Annotated in this window: 16 protein-coding genes; 2 read left to right on the plus strand and 14 right to left on the minus strand. The window is 39.6% G+C overall.

Annotated features, from left to right (window positions below):
* Positions 1-171: 171 nt before the first annotated feature.
* The 5 genes from BW986_RS18885 to BW986_RS18905 form a co-directional block, all read right to left on the minus strand.
* Positions 172-1,167, minus strand: coding sequence for a cation diffusion facilitator family transporter (locus BW986_RS18885; RefSeq protein WP_076369622.1), 996 nt, complete (start codon positions 1,165-1,167; stop codon positions 172-174).
* Between the two features lie 278 nt (positions 1,168-1,445).
* Positions 1,446-2,198: a hypothetical protein gene (locus tag BW986_RS18890; RefSeq protein ID WP_260320897.1), complete on the minus strand. Its 753-nt coding sequence runs from the start codon at positions 2,196-2,198 to the stop codon at positions 1,446-1,448.
* Between the two features lie 216 nt (positions 2,199-2,414).
* On the minus strand, positions 2,415-3,833 hold the full coding sequence (locus BW986_RS18895) for an amino acid permease (RefSeq protein ID WP_260320906.1): 1,419 nt from the start codon (positions 3,831-3,833) through the stop codon (positions 2,415-2,417).
* Between the two features lie 789 nt (positions 3,834-4,622).
* A complete protein-coding gene (locus BW986_RS18900; protein WP_221408331.1) occupies positions 4,623-5,780 on the minus strand; it encodes a histidine kinase N-terminal domain-containing protein in 1,158 nt (385 codons plus the stop codon).
* Between the two features lie 248 nt (positions 5,781-6,028).
* A complete protein-coding gene (locus BW986_RS18905) occupies positions 6,029-7,861 on the minus strand; it encodes a sigma-54-dependent Fis family transcriptional regulator (protein ID WP_076369628.1) in 1,833 nt (610 codons plus the stop codon).
* 508 nt (positions 7,862-8,369) lie between these two features.
* Between BW986_RS18905 and BW986_RS18910 the strand changes: the two genes are divergently transcribed.
* Complete coding sequence (locus BW986_RS18910) at positions 8,370-9,851, plus strand: aldehyde dehydrogenase family protein (RefSeq protein ID WP_076369630.1); 1,482 nt, start codon at positions 8,370-8,372, stop codon at positions 9,849-9,851.
* Positions 9,852-10,044: 193 nt separating this feature from the next.
* On the opposite strand, the gene BW986_RS18915 is transcribed toward BW986_RS18910, so the two are convergent.
* The 4 genes from BW986_RS18915 to BW986_RS18930 form a co-directional block, all read right to left on the minus strand.
* Entirely contained in the window at positions 10,045-10,749 is a 705-nt protein-coding gene (locus tag BW986_RS18915; protein ID WP_076369632.1) for a TerC family protein, read from the minus strand.
* Positions 10,750-11,059: 310 nt separating this feature from the next.
* Positions 11,060-12,562, minus strand: a complete 1,503-nt coding sequence (locus BW986_RS18920; protein ID WP_076369634.1) for a tagaturonate reductase — start codon at positions 12,560-12,562, stop codon at positions 11,060-11,062.
* Between the two features lie 82 nt (positions 12,563-12,644).
* Entirely contained in the window at positions 12,645-13,658 is a 1,014-nt protein-coding gene (locus tag BW986_RS18925; RefSeq protein WP_076369636.1) for a zinc-binding alcohol dehydrogenase family protein, read from the minus strand.
* Positions 13,659-13,702: 44 nt separating this feature from the next.
* The gene (locus BW986_RS18930) at positions 13,703-15,208 is read right to left on the minus strand and encodes a UxaA family hydrolase (RefSeq protein WP_076369638.1); all 1,506 of its coding nucleotides are present in this window, start codon (positions 15,206-15,208) and stop codon (positions 13,703-13,705) included.
* A 197-nt stretch (positions 15,209-15,405) separates the two neighbouring features.
* Here BW986_RS18930 and BW986_RS18935 point away from each other — a divergent pair, with 197 nt between their 5' ends.
* A complete protein-coding gene (locus tag BW986_RS18935) occupies positions 15,406-16,275 on the plus strand; it encodes an AraC family transcriptional regulator (RefSeq protein WP_076369640.1) in 870 nt (289 codons plus the stop codon).
* Positions 16,276-16,374: 99 nt separating this feature from the next.
* On the opposite strand, the gene BW986_RS18940 is transcribed toward BW986_RS18935, so the two are convergent.
* The 5 genes from BW986_RS18940 to BW986_RS18960 all read right to left on the minus strand — a co-directional run bounded on the left by BW986_RS18940 (position 16,375) and on the right by BW986_RS18960 (position 21,503).
* Positions 16,375-17,616 carry an MFS transporter gene (locus tag BW986_RS18940; protein ID WP_076369642.1) on the minus strand — a complete coding sequence of 414 codons (1,242 nt, stop codon included), beginning with the start codon at positions 17,614-17,616 and terminating at the stop codon, positions 16,375-16,377.
* Positions 17,617-17,774: 158 nt separating this feature from the next.
* Complete coding sequence (locus BW986_RS18945) at positions 17,775-18,776, minus strand: LacI family DNA-binding transcriptional regulator (RefSeq protein ID WP_076369644.1); 1,002 nt, start codon at positions 18,774-18,776, stop codon at positions 17,775-17,777.
* A gap of 184 nt (positions 18,777-18,960) precedes the next feature.
* Positions 18,961-19,797, minus strand: a complete 837-nt coding sequence (locus tag BW986_RS18950; RefSeq protein ID WP_076369646.1) for an SDR family oxidoreductase — start codon at positions 19,795-19,797, stop codon at positions 18,961-18,963.
* Positions 19,794-20,870, minus strand: a complete 1,077-nt coding sequence (uxuA, locus tag BW986_RS18955; RefSeq protein WP_076369648.1) for a mannonate dehydratase — start codon at positions 20,868-20,870, stop codon at positions 19,794-19,796. The genes BW986_RS18950 and uxuA overlap by 4 nt, the downstream gene beginning before the upstream one ends.
* Positions 20,871-20,882: 12 nt before the next feature.
* Entirely contained in the window at positions 20,883-21,503 is a 621-nt protein-coding gene (locus tag BW986_RS18960) for a bifunctional 2-keto-4-hydroxyglutarate aldolase/2-keto-3-deoxy-6-phosphogluconate aldolase (RefSeq protein ID WP_076369650.1), read from the minus strand.
* Between the last annotated feature and the right edge of the window lie 12 nt (positions 21,504-21,515).

The following is a 21,515-nucleotide window of genomic DNA, read 5'->3' on the forward strand; positions in this document are numbered from 1 at the left end:
TTCACCCTTCCATAATCCTTCTTTATGTAACTAAGTCCATGATAGCTTATAATGCATATACAAGGAAAGTACGTGAATAATTGAACAGGCATTTCCCTTCGTTTCATGATTTTTATAATCAACCTAATATCCTTATCCGGCCACTTTGTATTCTGCCAGTCTAAACATCCTCTACTCCCTTTCTTCTTTCATTTCATTCAATTCTTTTTTTATCTGACCTTCCCATTTTGGGATACCGTCATTTTCATCAAATTCTATAATGACATCCGTTACTCCTCTTTCCTTGAATATCTCATTAAACAGCCGATCTTTAATGTCATCCGCCTGGGCGATCGAAATATGGGGATCAAGTTCCACTTCAAGTTCAACATGAAAGTCTTCCCCTTCTTTTATTACGGCCAGTTTTTGTATATCCCTTACGTCTGGATCATCCATGACCATAGCTCCAATTTTTTGTCGCATTTCAATATCGGCTTCCCCAAGAGCACCTGCAGCGTTATCAAGAAAAACCCTGCCAACCACATAGAACATACCGAGCCCGATCATGACGGAAGCAACCCCTTCCGCTTGGATGAAGGGTGTGAAGTTTGCTAATAGAATGGCAATTATCGCAAGTACCCCACCACCGGTTGCTACCATATCTTCCATGAATACTAATTTCGTCGCTGGTTTTGCTCTTTTTAAACCAGCAAAGCTCTTAAATATGACGGCTGCTCCTTTAGCCTCGATTCCAGTCTCATGCACCACTTCTTTCATCGCTTTAAATAATACATATGATTCCAACACGACCGCTAACGAAAGGACGGACAAATTAATAAGGATACCCGTTGATTCTGCAGGGTGCAAAATGTGATGGAACCCTTCTTTAACCGTTTCATATGACATGATCCCGACAACCAATACTGCCCCTAGTAATACGAGGTTAACCAAACGTCCAAAACCATCAGGGAATCGATCAGTTGGTGACTTTTTGCTTAGTGCGGAACCAATGAAGACGAAAAACTGATTCGCAGCATCGCCCAATGTATGTAAAGTTTCAGCAAACATGGCGACATTCCCTGTCATGAAATAAGCAAAACCCTTTAGTACAGCGATGATACTATTCACACAGGCAGCAATGAACGCCGATTTATTACCTTGTTTTAATAGCCGAAATAACTCTTTCATATAAAAATCCCCCTAATCTTTTTATAAATCCATTATCATAATGTATTATCCCCAACACTGGAATATATGAAACCACATAAGCGAAACCCTTAACTATACGATTGGTGAATGGTCATAAGTTGTAACTCCCACAAACGAATATATTCCAGGAATGTACTCATCTATTCTAATAAGTTCACATGAACGCATTCATTCCTTTTGAAAACTGATTAATACAACTAAAAAGGGAGTAAGCGGCGGCTTACTCCCTTTCATTTCAAGAACTCCTGCGTTAAAGCTTACATCTCCTTTTTCACTAACTTAGATGGATTATTAACTTTATAACGTATTTCTTTATTGTATTTTTTGTCGACCACTTTTCCATCAAATTCGATTGCGTCCCCTTCTTCGAGCTCAGCTTTTTTTAATGTCTTGCTATATCCACACCAAGCATCACCGATAGTCAATTCAGGCTCCGTTGTCACTTTGACATTCTCCAAGAGTATGACTTCATCTTCTTCACCAGTGAAATGGTTCATTTTCGCCGTGAACTCCTTGACCGTTGCGGTGAAATGCACTTTTTCCCCAGGTAAGTCCAATTTAGGTTTTGCAGTCGTCTTTTTAGTTTTGGTTTTTGCCTTTTTAGGTTCTGCACTTTGCAGCTCGGAGTTTTCCGTAATTGGAGCTTCCATCACCTGCTCAGTTTCATTTGAATCTGCGGATGTTTCGGAAACCGGTCCACTCAACAATTCTTTTCCGAAACTTGTGCTTTGCATTTCCTTTAAATAGGAAGGGTGAATGCAACTAAGCTTACCATTTTCAAATTCAACAACTACGGTGTCAAGGCCATTTCCGTATTGCTCATAACCTGCCAATTTGACTTTAGCTTGAATACTGCCGCTTTTATATAATAGTTCTTTTTTTACCGAACGGGCAGTGAATAATTTCCATTCCAATCCTTTAGCGATATAGTCCGTATCATCTAAAAAAGGGATATACTCTCCTTTTGGTGCAATATAATGAATCAAATCTTCAGCTGGAGTTTCAGCCACAGTCACCACTCCTAATCTTTTCTATAGATTATATTCTAGCAAAGGATTTCAAAGTTGCAAATGAATGAGTATCATTAGGGGATTGATAGCAGTCACAATTCCGAATACGCTTAATTCCCCCGTGGAACCAGAAAAAAAGCTGCCCACTTAGAGCAGCCTTTTTATTTGAATAGTCAATCATTTCTTTCAATAATCGGACAAAAAGGACTACATCCCTTACCCTTCTTTAACGTGAACTTTTTTTAGTTTTCCTTCTTGTTCAGGAGTAATAACGTTTTTCTTATGATAAAACAGAAAGTATGACCCAATAACTAGAATGGTGAGAAGTGTTGTAAGAAAGAATTGCAATCTCATGGAATCAATAAATGCCTGAGCAACGAAAATAATAAATAATACGGCAATAGTCGCGTAGGTTAAATAAGGGAATAGCCACATTTTCACTTTGAGTGTCCCTGGATTTTCTTTTTCCGTCTTTTTCCGCAAATACAGATGAGAAAAAGCGATAAAGATATACATGATCATGGTGACTCCTCCCGAGCTGTTTGCGAGAAAAGCAAACAATTTATCAGGGGAAACAAATTTAAATGTCGTACACACATAAGCAAAGAAAACACTTGCCATTAACGCCCAAATCGGGATTCCCCTCTTATTCACACGGGAAAGGATTTTCGGTGCATCACCTTTTATTGATAACGAATATAACATACGTGAGCTTGTATACAGCCCTGAATTCAAAACAGAAAGCAATGAAGTGAAGATTACGATATTCATGACTTGACCCGCTGCCGGGAGGCCTGCCATATCAAATACGCTGGCATAGGGGGTTTTCAGTAAATCTTCAGCCCCCTGGGGGATTACGATAACCAAGACAGTAACTGAACCAACAAAGAAAAGAAGGAGACGCCATACAACACTGTTTATGGCTCTAATAATATTTTTTTCAGGGTTTTCAGACTCCCCTGCAGCAATGGCAGCTACTTCACTTCCTGATAAAGAGAAGGTAATGAATATCACACTAAGGAGGACCGGCAGAAAACCATTTGGAAAAAACCTCCCACCCCCTGTTATGTTTGAAAGGCCTGGTGAATCGAATCCTGGAACAAATCCAAAAATCATGGCGGCACCTAGGAAGAGGAATATTACAATGGCAGCCACTTTCATGAAAGCTAACCAGTATTCAAATTCCCCATAAGCTTTGACGGAATAGATATTCGTAATCGTCATTAAAATAGGGAAAGATAGACTGGCAGCCCACATGGGTATACCAGGAAACCAATCATGAATCATAGTACCCAATAACGTAGTTTCGATGGCAATGATGATAACCCAGTTGAACCAGTATAACCAGCCGATCGTGTATCCGGCCCAGGGACCAAATGCTTGATGTGCATATGTTGAAAAGGATCCGCTGTCAGGATTCACCACAGCCATTTCACCCAGCATACGCATGATAAGCACTATCATCAACCCTGCTATTATATACGATAAAATAGCACCAGGTCCTGCTGAATCAATTATTGTTCCGCTTCCGATAAATAGTCCTGCCCCAATTACCCCGCCAATAGAAATCATTGTAACATGCCTGGTCTTGAGACCATGCTTCAATTCATTTGTTTGATGTGCCACTATTGTCACCATCCTTTAAAACTGTCAATTTGCCGTTTTACAAGCAGTAAACCTCTGCCCATGGGTACCCTAGTAGAAATCTTGCATTCAAAAACAATGTTTACAGTCCTATCCCCGTTTTATCATTCATTTTAATGAGACCAAATTCATCACAATCGGTATATGTATATTGCACTGCAAAAACTCTATTAACCGTAACCGCTTTTCTATTTATTCTGCCTCTTTCCTACCTCAGCCCCTCAATGAAATACACGGAAAGTACCAATGATCTTTGTTGATCTTGCACTTTTTGCATTTTGTTGGATGAAGTCCCATTATGTAGTTCCCCAGCTCTATTATTTTTTTCCTCGCTCTTCACCCTCTATCATTAAAATTTTATACATATATAAATAAAAGCAATATCCATGCCAAAAAAAGGATAGTTATTTTATTAGGGTTTAATGCTTTTATGAGTTTAAAATGATTCATTATTAAATCATTAATCCGATTTGTGATTCATATATTAATTATTGACCCTTTTTGATCCACAATCGAATTAAAAATGACAATTTAATTGTTTTCTTTTAAAATTTCGACACACATATATACTTAAAAATAACAGGTAAAAAAAAAAGATGCTAAAATCCAAATTATGATTTCTTGGCATCTTCCAAATAGATTTATATTCACTGAGAATGATTTTGTAAAATACCGGCAGACCCAGGATTCCCTTCCACTATTAATCAAAGATCTAGGTAAAGCTTCGAAAAATATCGATAAGTATATAATGCTTTATGTAATGTCACAATATGATATGTATTAAACCCTTATAAATTCGTTCTGAACTGTGGGGAAATGGATACTGAATGTGGTTAAATTTTCATTTGAGACACAATTCATATATCCAGCATTATTTTCAATGATCTTTTTACATACGTATAATCCTATTCCCGTTCCTAGCTCTTTCGTTGTGACAAAGGGCTCAAAAATGGATTCGATCAATTCACTGGCAATGGCCGGTCCATTATTTGAAATTCTAACTATTCTTTCATTCGCCTCAATTAAAGAGTTTACCCTCAAAATTCTTGGATGTTCCTTGTCCTTTAAGGCATCAATGGAATTAATAAACAGATTCAAGAACACTTGTTTTAACCCATCCTTGCTCGCTGTCATGACGAAGTTTGGATAAATATCTATTTCCACATTAACACTGGCATCCACAATATTGGCATAAGTCAGTTCTTGAATTTCTTCAATTAACTTCAACACAGAAATTTCCTCTCTTTGTTCCTCATTAAAATCTGATTTAGAGGTATGAAGGAATTGGGTTATCCTGAAATTCAACTGGTTTAACTCATAATCAATGATATCTAAATATTTCAAGCCTGGGTTCTCCCTTTTCAATAATTTATTGAACCCCATGATAGCTGTAAGAGGATTTCGGAACTCATGTACAAAGCTTGATGATATCTGACCCAGTACCGCTAATTTATCTTTGTGGTTTTCACTAATATAAGACTTTTTCTCCTCAAGCACTTCATTTGTAAGATTCGTATATCTCGTTACTGCATGGTAGCTGAACGTATCAAAGTGCAAGTTGATGTCATTAATGAATATCTGCATATAATTAATTGGGATATCGGCCCCAAAAAGATTTCTGATTATGATATTTCTCCCCAAATTGATATTATATAGAAAATCCCCAATGTTGATATTTGCTTCAAGTCGCTCTTTTGCAACCTGGTATGCCAATTTTATCAGCACATCTTCAGACAATACCTCCTTGAACGTTTGGATGACCAGTGAGTACATCCCATAACCATTTTCTTTAATCTTATCTTTGTAGGGGTCTATTTCATTGATCTTAATAGTCTTGTTCCATTCATTTAAAAACACAGATTCATTTTCTTCCAAATATTGAATCAATACATTTTTATACTTCTTATGTTCAGATGACAACACCATACTATTGACCACACATCCCCTTACGGAATTTTAAATACTATATCAATAACATCATTTTATATGAGATTTTGATTTCCTGCACTTCATTATTTATTGTTTTTAAGGTGAAATGTAGCTTAGTAGCTTATAAGAAGACAAGGTATGCTGGTCCGCATATGTTTACTTGCGCTACCAAAGAACCGACCAAATCAGGTCGGGAATCTAAGGTTTCCATAAAACGGGAACTCATCATTCATGTTTTTATATATACTAAAAAACTTTTACTTTTGAAATTTGATTCCATATTTTTTCATTTTTCTATAAAGCGTATTTCGGCCGATATCGAGTTGTTTCGCGGCGTTACTGATATTTCCATTTGTTCGTTCCAACGCATTTCTGATCAGTAGGGTTTCTTGTTCTTGAAAGTTTCTTGGTTCATGATCGGCGTTTGCCCCTTCCTCATGTATAATGGAAGAAACAGGACAAAGTGCCACAAGCAAGTCCCTTGTAATCGGGCCATTATCAGCAAGGAATGCAGCCTGTCCCAGTACGTTTTGCAATTCACGGAAGTTTCCTGGCCATGAATATTCCGAAATGAATGTTTTAGCTTCGTCAGTTAGCTCGGTATGTTCGTTCTTATAAGGTAATTCCGCTAAAATGTATTCTGCTAACAGCAATAAATCTTTGCGACTCCTCAGATTTGGTAGTTTTAAAGATAATCCACAAAGGCGGAAAAATAGGTCTGCACGGAATTCTCCAGCTTCAATTTCTTTTTGTAAGTCTTTGTTGGTGGCGGCAATGACCCTTACATCGATTGGAATGGAAGCATGTCCGCCTACACGCGTCACACATCGTTCCTGAAGCACGCGAAGCAAAGTCGCTTGAGCTTGAAGCGGCATGTCCCCAATTTCATCCAAAAAAAGGGTTCCGCCATCCGCAGCTTCGAACTTCCCCTTATGCCCGCCGCTTTTTGCGCCAGTAAAGGCACCCTTTTCATACCCAAACAACTCACTTTCCAATAAATTTTCGGGAATTGCGCTGCAATTGATGGCGATGAATGGCTTATCACTTCTTAAGCTAAACCCATGAATGGATTGAGCGAACAGTTCTTTTCCCGTTCCGCTTTCTCCTGTAATTAGCAGGCTGATATCAAGCGCTGCAGCTCTTTTGGCAATGGATATGGTTTGATTCATTTGCGGATCGTTACTTAGTATATCTGAAAATTGATAACGATTAGTTGTTACACCATCAATCAATTTTTGTTTTTTTAACCGAACGATCACGGATGACTGATGTTCCATATTTTCGCTAAGGGTTTGCACCAAAAATTCCTGGTCTTTAATTGAAACCCTCTGTTCCAAAACAAGTGGGTCTGTTCCTGATATTATATTCGATACCGGTTTTTTCATTGTGCCGATAACATGTGACGCCGCTATATTGAGATCTGTAACTTTCCCCTCTTTATCAAGGGTAATTAACGGATCAGGGTATGAATCATATATATAATAAAGGTTTTTCTCCCTTTTTTGTGTATGGGACAATAAGAGTGCTTGTTTGATGCTATCAGCCACCCTTTGAACTAAGCTAATGGAAAAAGGATGATAATTCTGTTGATGGCTGCTTAAGTTCAAAACACCAAGCAAATGCCCATCAGGGTGATAAATGGGCGATGCGGCACAAGTGAGGAAATGGTTATCCTGATGAAAGTGTTGACTGCCATGAATCAATACAGGATTTTTCTCTACTATGGCTGTTCCTATTGCATTTGTTCCTTTTGATTCCTCTAGCCAATTGGCCCCTTTCCTTAGGGAAACATTATCAGCATGGCGAATGAAAGCTGGATCCCCAACTGTTTCGATGATATATCCTTCAGGAGCAGCAAGTAATAAAATGGACTCCAAACCATTAATCGAGCGATAAACTTCCTCTAAAATGGGGGAAGAATGATACAGGAGTTCAGCATATCGATCGTGGTATTCGGCCAACTCAAATCCACCAAGCATATCTTCCTTATCCATCATGCTTGGCTGAAGTCCCTTTGAAATGCACCGCTGCCATGATTCTTGAATAAATGCCGGTATGGTACCTTTATCCGCGTTTATATTAACAGACATTGAATAATCCTCCCGTATGTATAATCGAGTAATTCGGCTACTGTTTATTATTCAATTTTTATAAATGAAACACTATATAATTCAAAGTTTCAGAGCATTCAGGGTTCGTTCATTCAGTTTAATTATAACAGAAAATTCAGATATTCACCAAAATGAAAACGCCCTTATGCGAACTGCTAAACTTTTTTGTTCCATATTGGATCACCTGCCTGTTCCAATATGGAACAGTATGGCACATTCCCATATCGCTCTGCCATCTTTTAACTGTTTTCATCGGTTTTTTGTTATGGCATAACTCTTGCATAGTAACATGTCGAGAAATTGATTCCTTTTGTATAAGGGGGGAAAGAATCAAGTAATCCAGTTTTTAAAATATTCTGCCTTACTGCAAGTCAGCCAAAGAGAATTGTATCAAAAACATAAGATCATGCCTGATCCTTTACTTAGAGGAACGCCATTGTCCGAACAGATATCGAATTAAAATTCCAAATGAAAAGGGGTATTATACATGGAACAAACTATTAAACTTAATCCACGAGTGCAAGAATTCTTGAAGGGCACTAAAAAGCTTTTGATTAATGGGGAATTGGTGGAAGCTGCTTCTGGAAAAACCTTTGAAACTCTCGATCCTTCTAACGGCAAGGTTTTAGCTGTTGTGAGTGAAGCAGGTCCGGAAGATGTAGATAAAGCAGTTAAAGCAGCCCGTAAGGCATTCGACGATGGACCTTGGAAAAAAATGAGTGCATCGGAACGTAGCCGCCTCATTTATAAATTAGCGGACCTCATGGAGGAACATAAAGAAGCCTTAGCACAATTGGATACCTTGGATAATGGCAAGCCAATTGGCGAAACAACCAATGCCGATGTCCCCCTTGCAATCGATCACTTCCGTTATTATGCTGGGTGGTCAACTAAGATAGTAGGACAAACAATACCTGTTGCTGGGAATTACTTTAATTATACCCGTCATGAAGCAGTTGGTGTGGTAGGACAAATCATCCCTTGGAATTTCCCTCTTCTTATGGCTGCATGGAAATTAGGAGCAGCCCTTGCAACCGGATGTACGATCGTTTTAAAACCAGCGGAGCAAACGCCGCTTTCAGCATTATATTTAGGTCAATTGGCGCTTGAAGCAGGTTTTCCTCCTGGCGTTCTTAATGTCATCCCTGGGTTTGGGGAAACAGCAGGGTCACCACTTGTAGACCATCCAGATGTCGATAAAATTGCCTTTACCGGTTCAACCTCAGTAGGGAAAATGATCATGCGCCAAGCTTCGGGAACTGTGAAAAAAATCTCGTTGGAGTTAGGCGGGAAATCACCTAATATCATTCTACCGGATGCAGATATGAGTAAAGCCATTCCTGGTGCTTTAATGGGCATCATGTTTAATCAAGGGCAAGTTTGCTGTGCCGGTTCCCGCCTGTATATTCAAAAGAAATCCTATGACAACGTGGTAGCTGACTTAGTGTCTCATGCAAAAAACATTAAACAAGGGGCTGGTCTTGATCCATCCACCCAGATAGGGCCATTGGTTTCCAGTGAACAATTGGAACGCGTGGGCAGTTATATTGAAAAAGGAAGGTCTGAAGGAGCTGAAGTGGTTACCGGGGGCAAATACGGACAAGGAGAGGGTTATTTTGTAACACCTACAATATTTGCAGGCGTTGAAGATGAAATGACAATCGCTAAAGAAGAAATCTTCGGTCCTGTTGTAGCTGCAATGCCTTTTGATGATTTGGATGATGTGATAAACCGTGCAAATAACTCAGAATATGGATTGGCTGCAGGTTTATGGACACAAGATGTAAAAAAAGCCCATTATGTGGCTAATGAATTAAAAGCAGGTACAGTTTGGGTAAACTGCTATAACGCCTTTGATGCAGCTTCTCCATTTGGCGGTTATAAACAAAGTGGAATTGGTCGGGAAATGGGCAGTTATGCATTGGAAAATTATACGGAAGTCAAAAGTGTATGGATTAACTTAAACTAAATAAAAGAGTGAACGCCCGTATGATCGTTTGGCTCAGATATCGTAATTGAAATGCATGTTATTGTTTCCTTGAATATTTACAAAAAGGCTGTACCAAAGTGTGGACTTTGGTACACCTTTTTCTTTTTTTGTATCTTATAGGACTTAAACAAAAAGAGAGACCTTTCATATTCGAAAGGTCTCTTTGTGTCCATTATCCATTACGTTCAATTTGCATTTTTTCTCTGTTTGCTTTTTCTTTTTCGATATTTTTCTGTCTTGAAGTCCCGGCAACCAGGATTCCAATCACCACTATCGCTTCAAATCCATATTTAATGAAGGGATTTGCAAAGTAGTCGTGCATGAAAGGTTCAGCTACGATCATTTTAGAAGCAGTCCAGCCTAGTATTCCCGCACCAATTATTATGATGAATGGGAAGCGTTCTATCAGTTTCAGGATTAATGTGCTTCCATACATCACTACTGGGATGGATACAAGCAAACCGATTACCACTAAAGCGAAGTTACCATGCGATGCACCTGCCACAGCTAGGACGTTATCCAATCCCATCAAAGCATCTGCAATAATGATCGTTTTTATGGCAGCCCACATCGAGTCTGCTGGCTTCACATCATGTTCTTCTTCATCAATAAGGAGCTTATAAGCAATCCATACAAGAAGTAATCCCCCTATTAAATGCAGTCCAGGCACCTCTAAGAGCCAAACGACCAGCAGCGTTGCAATGATCCTTATCACTATTGCCCCGACCGCTCCCCATATAATCACCTTTTTTTGCTGTTCTTTTGGAAGCTTTCTTGCAGCCAATCCAATAAGGATCGCATTATCACCGGCTAGAACCAAATCTATCATAATGATCGCTAAAAGTCCTGAAATGAATTCACCTGTTAAAAAATCCAACACAATTTCCTCCTTTTTTACAAAAATAAAGAGACCTCCGCCATATGATGGCAAAGGTCTCGCTAAGCACTAAATGAATTAGGGCCAATAAAGCCGGTGGATTTCCCACGTAATGACGACTTTATTTCAGGTTATCCCTGACGCTACTCCCCTTTACGGGAATAAAGAATATGTAATTCTTTTAATATCTTTTCATTAGGAAACTACTAAGAAAAAATATCACTCATTCAGTATACCAAAAATACAAATAAAATAAAGAAAAAAATAAGAGATAGGAACAATATTCGTGAACTTAACCTTGCCCAAATCCTTACAACGGATGATTTTTGTCAATCATCCTTTCTAGATATTGGCATAATTCGTTTCCTAGGTTCGGGATATCGCTCAAATCCTTCCCCCATAGATATTGATTACTTAAGATGGCCTCTATCAATTGTCTAAGCGGGATTTCTCCCTGATCATAACGAAGCCATTGTTCCTTGAAAAATTCAATTGTCTTTATATCATCTTTAACGACATAAACTTTTCCCGCAAAGCTTTTACCCATATAACTCCCCTTCACTTCGTGAACCTTATAAAATCGGATCAGGGCCGAAAAACCTCGTACGATACATTCAGGCAGCCTGCCTTGCGCCTTATGATATTCCTCTAAGGTCGGCAGGAGACGAACCTTGAACTTCGAAATGCTATTCAGCGAAATATCGGCCAGGAGATGATGTACAAAAGGATTCTTAAATCGCTCAAGAACACTTTCCCCATATAACATCATCTCTTTTTGATCAAAAGGTAATGAAGGAATTATTTCCTTTTCGATGGCATTGTTCAGAAATTGGTTGAATTCCGGATGATCGATTGCCTGTTTTACTTCTTCCATTCCAGATAAAATCCCTAAAGGAGCCATCAAGGTATGTGAACCATTAAGAATCCGTACCTTCCTCATTTGATAAGGTGTTAAATCTTTTACCCAACGCACATTTAAGCCGGACTGTTGTAAAGGTAGACGTTGATCAATACAAGGGTCACCTTCAATAGCCCATAAATGATAGGGTTCTGCCGTATTTAGCAGAGTATCCTTATATCCCCATGCCGTAAATAGTTTTTCCGACTCATTGGCTGGGAATCCTGTAACGATACGGTCTACAAGCGAGTTTAGGAATAGGTTGTCCCGGTCCACCCACTCCATGAATGGCTTTGGTAAATCCCAATCCCTGCTATGCTTAAGAACACATTGTTTCAATGAATCACCATTTCTCTCTAAAAGCTCACATGGCAGCATGATCAGTCCTTTTTTCGCATCTCCGTTGAAATGGAGATAACGATGATACAAAAAAGCAGTTAGTTTTCCTGGAAAAGATTCAATTGGCTTTCCTTCTTCCAAAGGAATCGGCTGGTATTTGAGCCCCGCTTCAGTCGTGTTGGAAACTACAAATTCCAATTCAGGATTTTCTGATAATGCTAAAAAATCCACCCATTCTTCATATGGATCAATTACCTTCGAAAAAACGGAAATGATCTCCGTTTGTTCCACTTCCTCCCCTTGGTGCAAACCACGTAACATTAATGTATACAGTCCATCTTGCCGTTTCATCTCCTCTATTTTCCTTTTTCCGGCGGGACGAGGCTGGGTAACTGCAATACTTCCCATGAAATGACCTTGTTTATTACATTCATGAATCATCCAATCAAAGAAGCCTCGAAGAAAATTCCCCTCCCCAATCTGCAATACTTTTATGGGAAAATCCAACATATGTGGATATTGGACAGCTTTTATATCCTTACTCAAACTCTTTAGTTGACTTTTATTTATGTTCATGATCAAAGAACCCCTTTCTTATTGAAATATCCAATTCGGAGTGCAATTAAAGAGGTTGCCCTTACGAGAGCATACCTAATGCTTATATTTCGACAATAGCCTTGATCACTTTAGCTTCAGGAGTTAACCACCCTTCAAACTGATTGATCATTTCATCCAAATGTGTGCGGTGTGTAATATACTGGCCCATATCCAGCTTGTCATTCTTCAGCGTATTCACGACATAATCAAAGTCTTCCCTTGTTGCATTACGGCTTCCCATTAATGTAAGCTCTTTACTGTGGAATTCAGGATCATTAAAGGTAATATCCGCTTTAACTAAACCAACATAAATCAGCCTTCCGCCGTGAGCAGGATATTTAAATGAATCCATCATTGACTTAGCATTACCTGTCGCATCAAAAACCACGCTTGGCATATCTCCATTCGTCAATTGGACTAATTTCTCTATTGGATTCTCCAAAACGTTCAAAGTGTAATCGACATTTGCCCATTTGCCAGCAAACGCAAGGCGTTCATCATTTACATCCATTGCGATCACCTTCGCACCCTGTTCTTTAGCGAATGCCATGACTCCCAAGCCAATTGGACCAGCACCAATTACCAGTGCAAATTCCCCTTTATGAATAGCAGCGCGCCTAACTGCGTGAGCCCCTATACTTAAAGGCTCTATCATTGCGGATTGGTCAAGTGTAAGACCTTCTGTTCTCACCAAATGATTATAAGGCACCGTCATCCACTCACTCATGCCTCCTTCAGCATGAACACCCAAAACTTTCATATCCGTACAGCAGTTCGTTTTTCCACTCCTGCAAGCCAGGCATTTTCCACATTCCATATAGGGGATGATCGATACTTGATCTCCGACATTCAGCCCAGATTCATTCTCCGGTATGGATTCAATATAACCGGATAATTCATGTCCAAGTATTCGAGGATAGCTAAAAAAGGGTTGGTTACCACCATAGGCATGAATATCCGTACCGCATATTCCTATGCGGCGGACACGAATCAAAGCTTCTCCTGAGTTTGGAACCGGTTTTTCCGACTCGATCATCTTAAATTCAAAAGGTTGTTCACAAACAATACTTTTCACTGAATAACACTCCTTTTTAATAACTTAATAGATATGTACACCTGTTAGAGAATGACGCCTTCTTTAAAAATGCTTATCTCCCTAAAACCGAATTTTTCATTATTCGTTTGCTTTTTACCAGATGAAAGTTCAAGAATGTATTGGAATAAATCTTCCTTTAATTCCTCGATCTTTCGACCTTCAATCAACTGCCCTGCATTATAATCAATCCAGTGTTTTTTACGATTGGCTAAATCTGAATTCGTTGCTATTTTCACAGTTGGCACCGGTCCGCCAAATGGTGTACCCCTTCCCGTAGTGAACAAAACGATATGTGCACCCGCTGCTGCCAAAGCCGTCACCGAAATCAGGTCATTTCCAGGAGAATTGATTAAATTCAAACCATGCTTCACTACCCGTTCACCATATGGGCTAACATCCACTACAGTGGCATGGCCGCCTTTTTGCGTGCACCCAAGTGATTTTTCCTCCAGCGTACTTATGCCGCCTTCCTTGTTTCCAGGTGAAGGGTTTTCATAAATTTCCTGATCATGGCGAATGAAATACTGTTTGAAATCATTAATAAGGCCAACGATTTTATTAAAGGTTTCTTCATCTCTTGCCCTGTTCATCAATATCGTTTCCGCTCCAAACATCTCAGGAACCTCTGTCAATATCGAGGTACCTCCATTGTCTACAATAAGGTCGGAAACAGCACCAACCAATGGATTAGCGGTAATGCCTGAAAAACCATCAGAACCCCCGCACTTCAAGCCTATTTTCAGCTTTGAAACCGGTACGGGCGTGCGTACGAACCCTTCCGCATACTCCACTAATTCTCCCATCAAACGTAAGCCGCTCTCCAATTCATCTTGAACCTCCTGGGCTTTTAAAAATTTAATGCGATTTGGAGGAAATTCACCAATGACATCTTTAAATGCTTCGATTTGATTGTTCTCACATCCTAATCCTACAACTAAAACCCCTGCTGCATTTGGATGTTGAGCCAAGGCAGCCAAAAGATTCTGTGTATGGGTCAAATCATCTCCCAATTGAGAACAACCGTATGGGTGCGAAAAGTGAAGAACCCCATCTATTTGTCGATCTTTAAACTGCTCATTTCCCATTTTAGCGAGAACTTCACATGTTTTATTGATGCAACCAACCGTGTTGATGATCCAGATTTCATTACGGATACCCACTTCCCCATTTTCACGGATATATCCTTGGAAGGTATGAATTTGACTTGGCTCATTTGTATTTTGACTGCTAGGTTGATAGGAATAATCCAATATACCATGCAAACCGGATGCTAGATTATGAGTGTGAACCCAATCGCCGATGGAGATATCTTCTTTAGCTTTTCCGATCGAGTAGCCGAATTTGATTACATCCTCTCCTCGGTTTACCGGTTTCACTAACATTTTATGCCCTTTAGGAATGTCATCACTTGCCTTGATATGGATCATTCCCCTGTCTTCCGTTTGAATCTGGAGGCTCTGTCCTTTATGAATTCCCTCCAAGGAAATAACAACATCATCATTTGAATGCAATTGAACAAATTTATTCATTTTGTCCCCTCCTTATCATGAGTGAAGACGTTCAAAACCAAACGTCAATCCATTCAGAAAGCCCTTTCATTTTTCGTGTGAATTTTTTAATTTTTAAATCTATTTTAATTTTAACATCAATTTTTGAAATATAAATTGCATATTTTGCTATAAATATACTCATTCTTGTTGTATTATACTTTCAGGAGATGAACGAAATGAAAAAAATTCATAATGCATTAAATCATGATTTACTCTTCCCATTTTCTTTTGTCTATCAGGATACGAAAAGTCCCCAGAATGAATTGTCCGATCATATGCATGACTATTATGAAATTGTTTATGTTTATAACGGTAAGGGGACCTTTTTTATCGGTGATGTGTTTTATGATATGCAGCAAGGGGATGTATTTTTGATCCCTAATAATACGATTCATAGGGCTTTACCCAATAAGGACGACCCTGTTACCTCCACCATTATCTTTTTCAGTCCCACATTGATATACAAAGATATGGTTGATGATTCTTTTTCATATTTACATTTGTTTGACCTGACAAAAAAGAGTAAGAATTATAAAATATCATTGCCGCAAAAGAAACAAGAAAAGATGGAGGAACAGCTACAACTCATCCTGCAAGAAACATCTAGCCAATCAATTGGCTCGAGGCATGCTTGTTTGCTGACCGTTCATCAAATCATACTTGATTTATACCGTACTCGGATAAATGGCAAAGAAGATTTACCAGAGGGCAATAGCTATAGTTCAGAATGGATCAAAGATATTTTAATCTATATCAATGAACATATCGATGAAGCATTGACTTTGACGACTCTTGCACAAAAAGCTTTGGTCAGTCCCGCTCATTTCAGCAGAGTTTTTAAGGAAACGACTGGAATTGGCTTAATAGTATATTTAAATACGAAAAGAATCATCAAGGCAAAGGAACTTTTACTGGAAACGAATCACACCATTGCTCATATTGCTGAAATGTGCGGTTTTGAAAGCATGCCCCAATTTTTTCGCACCTTTAAAAAATACAATGAAAAGACGCCAGCAACATTTCGAAAAGAAAATCGGATGCGGTAAGCATGCCTAGTAAACATGAAAAATATTAATTCATTAAAAATGGAAGTGTCTTCCCTTGATATTCCTTTGGGAGACACTTCCATTCTAACAATCAATCTATTACGCAGGCTTTACTATCGGTCTAACAAAACGGATGACTGCAAGCGATGCAACGATGGCCAATCCACCTGCAAGCAAGAATGCAACTGTGTATGTGCCTGAGGTATCGACAATATATCCTGTTAACGTCGGTCCGATGATTCCTGCTGTATTAGCCAAGAAATGCATAAACCCTCCAACAGATCCAACATTACCAGGGTCGACAACATCGTTGACGATTGCCCAGTAAATGGCACCAGTCAAATATAGGAAGAAGACGGAAAGTGCCACAAGCGTTACCGCACTGACCGTTGTGGATACAAGTCCGGCAAAACCGATACATACCGCCGATAAGAACAAACATGTTACAAGCACGAGCTTACGTGAGAATAAAACACCTTTTTGAGCGAATTTTTTAGAGAAGAAATCCGACACGAATCCACCCAGAGCAAGTCCGATGAATCCAAAAATCCAAGGAATCACAGTAATGATGCTCATATTTTCTACACTTAGGCCGCGTGCATCCACCAAATAGCTTGGGAACCAAGTTAAGAAAAAGAAGAGAATATAGTTGTAAGAAAAAAAGGCTAGAGCTGTAAATAAAACCGTTTTTTGTTTTAAATAAAAGGTGAATTTCACCTTCCCTTCCGATGTTGCCGCTACATAAGATTTCCCCGTATGTTTCTGTTCTTTTGACTCTGCTGGTTTTTCTTTAACGAACTTCCACCAGCAAATCGCCCATATAAGACCAATCACCATTATGGCAATGAAAGAAACTCTCCATCCATATGAGATGGCAATAAATCCAACAATCGGACCTGCTATGGCGCCGCCAAGCGGCGTCCCGCTATTCGTCAAACCAACGACAGATGCCCGTTGATTCGCTGGAAACCAGTTATTCACCATCTTATTGATGGTTGCCGAAAGAGGGCCTTCGCCCATACCAAACAAGATGCGGATGACGATCATACTGGCAAAGCCGACAGCCAATACAAGTGCACCACTGAATAAAGACCAAACGATCATCGCCACAAAAAGCGTAAGCTTTGCACCCCATTTATCGGACGCCATTCCACCAAGGAAATTAAATATGGCATAACCAACTGAAAAGCTACTAAAAATAATCCCCATCTGTGTTGCTGTTAAGGATAAATCATCTTGGATGAACGGAGCTGCAATGGACAGTGCAGATCGGTCCAGATAATTAATCACCCCTGCCAAGAACAAGAAAACGATAACCATTCCTCTACCATTTGAAAACATAAAGTACCCCCCTATTCGTTTCTATAAATGCAGCAGCATCTTTGGAAACGTTTCCATTTAATAACCAAGAGTAAAGCCTATATGACCTTTAACTAAATCGGTTTAGAATTCCCGTAAAAAAAGCGCTTTCTTTTTCACAGGAATTCTTACAACCGGTTCTAGCAGGAATTCCTTGCAAGCAAAGTCGGTGTCAAGCGATGAACGCTTGTATCCTCTTTTCCTGTTTTATTGATTTGACTAAGCAGTAACTCTGCTGCCAAGTTGGCCATTTCAATGGCTGGCTGATTAACCGTTGTGATGGTCGGTGTATAGAAACTGGCATAGGGTACATCATCGATTCCTATTACCGCTATGTCATCAGGTATACTGATTTCGTGCTGTTTCATATAACGCAACACTTCATTAAGTACGATATCATTTCCTGCCAATATGGCGCGAGGCGGCTTTTCCAATTCGAAAAATTCTGAAAGCGCAACCGGAATTTCATCTGCGTTCACTGTTTTAATATATTCTGAATTGAATGGTATCCCATGTGACGCGAGGGAATCCTTGTACCCTTGAATCCGTTCGATACGGGGACTGATATCGCGTATGATTGAAGTGGTTATGATTGCAATGGTTTCATAACCCTTTTCAATAAACCTGTCGATCGCTAATTTGGAAGCAAGGTGATTATCGAGCATGACAGTTGCAATATCCAATTCTTCGATCGTCCTATCCATGAATACAATCGGGAAATGATCACTCTTCATACGTTGATATAAATCAAGATTGTCCCCTGTGGGGAAAATGATGATCCCATCCACTTGTTTAGCTCTTAGCATTTCAATATAATTCTTTTCCTTTTCAGGATTGTCATCTGCATTGCATACGATAATATGGAACCCTTGTTCGTAAAAGTAGTTTTCTATAGCTCTAATAACTTGCGTTGAAAACGTATGAAGGATATTGGCAACCACTACCCCAACGGTAAAAGTGGATTTTTGCTTTAAACTGCGTGCTATTATATTAGGCTGATAGTTTAACTCTTCTATTGTTTCTTCAATCTTTTTCCTGGTTTTTTCACTCATATATTCGTAACGTTTGTTAAGGTATTGGGAAACTGTGCTTTTAGATACTTTAGCGTGATTGGCGACATCAGTAATTGTAATGGTTTTCAATTCATTCATTCCTGTCGTATGGTTTCAAATCTCTAATACCAAAATGGCTTAGATATATAAGGAATATTCTAATATAATAAGGAAAGCTTTACAATCACCTTCTGATGCAGTAAAAAGTCAATTTCCCATACCGTGGAACAAATTTAATCACGGTCACTTGTTTACCTTTTTATTGGACCTGAATTCAGACACCTGAGTATGCCATGAAACCACCATCGACTGGTACCGTAATTCCTGTGACAAAGCCCGAATAGGATTCATCAACGAGCCAAAGCAAGGTACCAAGTAAATCTTCAGGCTGCCCAAAGCGCTTCATAGGTGTTGAAGTAATGATTTTATTAGATCTTGCCGTCAGGCTGCCATCTTCATTAAGCAGAAGATCCCGATTTTGCTTCGTTAAAAAGAATCCTGGAGCAATGGCATTCACCCGTAAACCTTCCTCGGCAAAATGAACAGCCATCCACATGGTAAAATTATTTATTGAAGCTTTGGCAGCACTATATGCTGGTACTTTAGTCATTGGAGAGTAGGCGCTCATGGAAGATACATTTACTATGACTGGTGCTTCCACTTGCAATAACTCTTTCCCAAAAACCTGACTGGCCAAAAATGTACCGGTGAAATTACTGGCAAAAACCTGGGAGAAACCATCTTCATCCAAATCAAAAAAGGATTTTCCTTCTGCTTCTTCCCCATATTTCTCTGGAGCTGTAATGGCATCAGGGTGATTGCCTCCTGCACCATTTATTAATAGATCCACTCTTCCGAACGATTCTATTATTTTCCCTTTTGCATTTTCCAATGAGGTTCTATCCAAAACGTCTGCCGCGATGGATATCGCAGTACCCCCAGTTTGTTCAATGAGTTCGACCACTTCTTGCCCTTTTTCCGCCGTTCTGTTCAATATGGCTATCTTGACACCATGACGGGCCAATTCCACCGCCATTTTAGAACATAAAACACCGCTGCCTCCAGTGATCACTGCCACCCTGTTCGATAAGTTTTCATGAATGGGAATCATGATTTTTCACCTAATTTAGTAGCTTCATATGCATCCCATAATCCGAGCAAATACATGATTCCCAATGCTCGGTCATATAAACCGTAACCTGGGCGGCAAACTTCACCCCATATATGGCGGCCATGATCCGGTCTGACATAACCAGTATAATTTTGCTTATTCAATTCTTCCACAACGCCCTGTATATTGATCGATCCATCCTGGGTATGATGGGATGTTTCCACAAAGTCACCGTTTTCATAAATCTTCACATTGCGTATATGGGAGAATGGCGAACGGTTTGCATACTTTTTAGCCACCTGGACCATATCATTTTCAGGGTTTGCCCCCATCGATCCTGTACACAAGGTAAACGCATTCGATGGTGAATCCGAAATCGAAATCAGTTTTTCATAGCTCGACTCTCCGGTGATGATTCTTGGCAAGCCAAAAATGGACCATGGCGGATCATCCGGGTGTATTGCCATTTTTATACCGCAAGCCTCGGCAACAGGTAATATTTCTTTTAGGAATATTTCAAGATTCGCCCATAGCTGCTCTTCGTCCACAGTTTTGTAAGCTTCGAATAATTCAGAAATTCGATCCATCTTTTCTGGTTCCCAACCTGGTAAAGTTAAATCTGAAGCTTCCGTTACAGTACGAATTAAATCTTGCGGATCTAACGTATCCACTTTCGCCTTTTCATAAAACAGGGCAGTTGAGCCATCTTCCAAAGGATGGAACATTTCCGTCCGAGTCCAATCAAAGATCGGCATGAAGTTATAACAAATGACTTTCACTCCAGCTTCTGAAAGATTCCGGATCGTCTCTTTGTATTTCTCTATATATATCATGCGCTCTTCGTTACCCAATTTAATCGATTCATGGACGTTTACACTCTCTACGACATCCGTGTGAAAACCAAATGATTGGATATACTCAATTTCTTCTTGAATTTCTTCCTTTTCCCAAACCTCACCAACAGGTTTTTGGTGAAGTGCCCAGACAATCCCTTTCACTCCAGGAATCTGTTTAATGTGCTCCAACGTAACGGTATCATTGTCTTTCCCGTACCATCTAAATGTAATGTTCATCATGCACCTCCATTATTCCGCAATTTTTTGCATGTATTTTCGGCTTAATTCCACTGCGGCTTCATAGCCGCCATTTTGATAGGCTTTGTTCAAGTCACTGCCGATCCCGATTGCTACCGCGCCTGCATTCAGCCAGTCCTTCATGTTATCCAAATTAATTCCGCCAGTTGGCATGATTCTTACATTGGGCAATGGACCATTAACCGACTTGATGAAAGAAGGCTTAAAATGGTTTGCCGGAAATAACTTCAAAACATCACAACCTGCTTCCAATGATGTAGCCATTTCTCTAATTGTCATGCATCCAGGCATATAGGGAATGCCGTATCGATTGCAAAGTTCGGCTACGCCATTGACAAAATAGGGACTGACGATAAATTTGGCGCCAGCTAAAATCGCATGCCGAGCCGTTTCAGAATCAAGTACAGAACCTGCTCCCAATAGTGCATCCGTATTTTGCAGTTCTTTGAAAGCTTCTTCAATTCCCGGTGTTGTATAAGTCAATTCGATTGCCTGAATCCCGCCTTCCACAGCTGCTTTAGATAGTTGCGCCGCCTCCTTTGCATCCTGTCCCCGGATAACAGCTACAACTTTCGTTTCCGTTATTCGATGTATGATTGAATGTTTATCCATAACTCCTACCCC

Source organism: Peribacillus simplex, assembly GCF_900156045.1.
Lineage (GTDB): Bacteria > Bacillota > Bacilli > Bacillales > DSM-1321 > Peribacillus > Peribacillus simplex_D.

What these genes read in the sequence shown, in the direction of transcription:
- BW986_RS18910 (WP_076369630.1), top strand. Translation starts at nt 8,370, where the DNA reads ATGGAACAAACTATTAAACTTAATCCACGAGTGCAAGAATTCTTGAAG.
- BW986_RS18960 (WP_076369650.1), bottom strand. Translation starts at nt 21,503, where the DNA reads ATGGATAAACATTCAATCATACATCGAATAACGGAAACGAAAGTTGTA.
- BW986_RS18930 (WP_076369638.1), bottom strand. Translation starts at nt 15,208, where the DNA reads ATGAATAAATTTGTTCAATTGCATTCAAATGATGATGTTGTTATTTCC.
- BW986_RS18905 (WP_076369628.1), bottom strand. Translation starts at nt 7,861, where the DNA reads ATGTCTGTTAATATAAACGCGGATAAAGGTACCATACCGGCATTTATT.
- BW986_RS18920 (WP_076369634.1), bottom strand. Translation starts at nt 12,562, where the DNA reads ATGAACATAAATAAAAGTCAACTAAAGAGTTTGAGTAAGGATATAAAA.
- BW986_RS18940 (WP_076369642.1), bottom strand. Translation starts at nt 17,616, where the DNA reads ATGTTTTCAAATGGTAGAGGAATGGTTATCGTTTTCTTGTTCTTGGCA.
- BW986_RS18950 (WP_076369646.1), bottom strand. Translation starts at nt 19,797, where the DNA reads ATGATTCCCATTCATGAAAACTTATCGAACAGGGTGGCAGTGATCACT.
- uxuA (WP_076369648.1), bottom strand. Translation starts at nt 20,870, where the DNA reads ATGAACATTACATTTAGATGGTACGGGAAAGACAATGATACCGTTACG.
- BW986_RS18935 (WP_076369640.1), top strand. Translation starts at nt 15,406, where the DNA reads ATGAAAAAAATTCATAATGCATTAAATCATGATTTACTCTTCCCATTT.
- BW986_RS18885 (WP_076369622.1), bottom strand. Translation starts at nt 1,167, where the DNA reads ATGAAAGAGTTATTTCGGCTATTAAAACAAGGTAATAAATCGGCGTTC.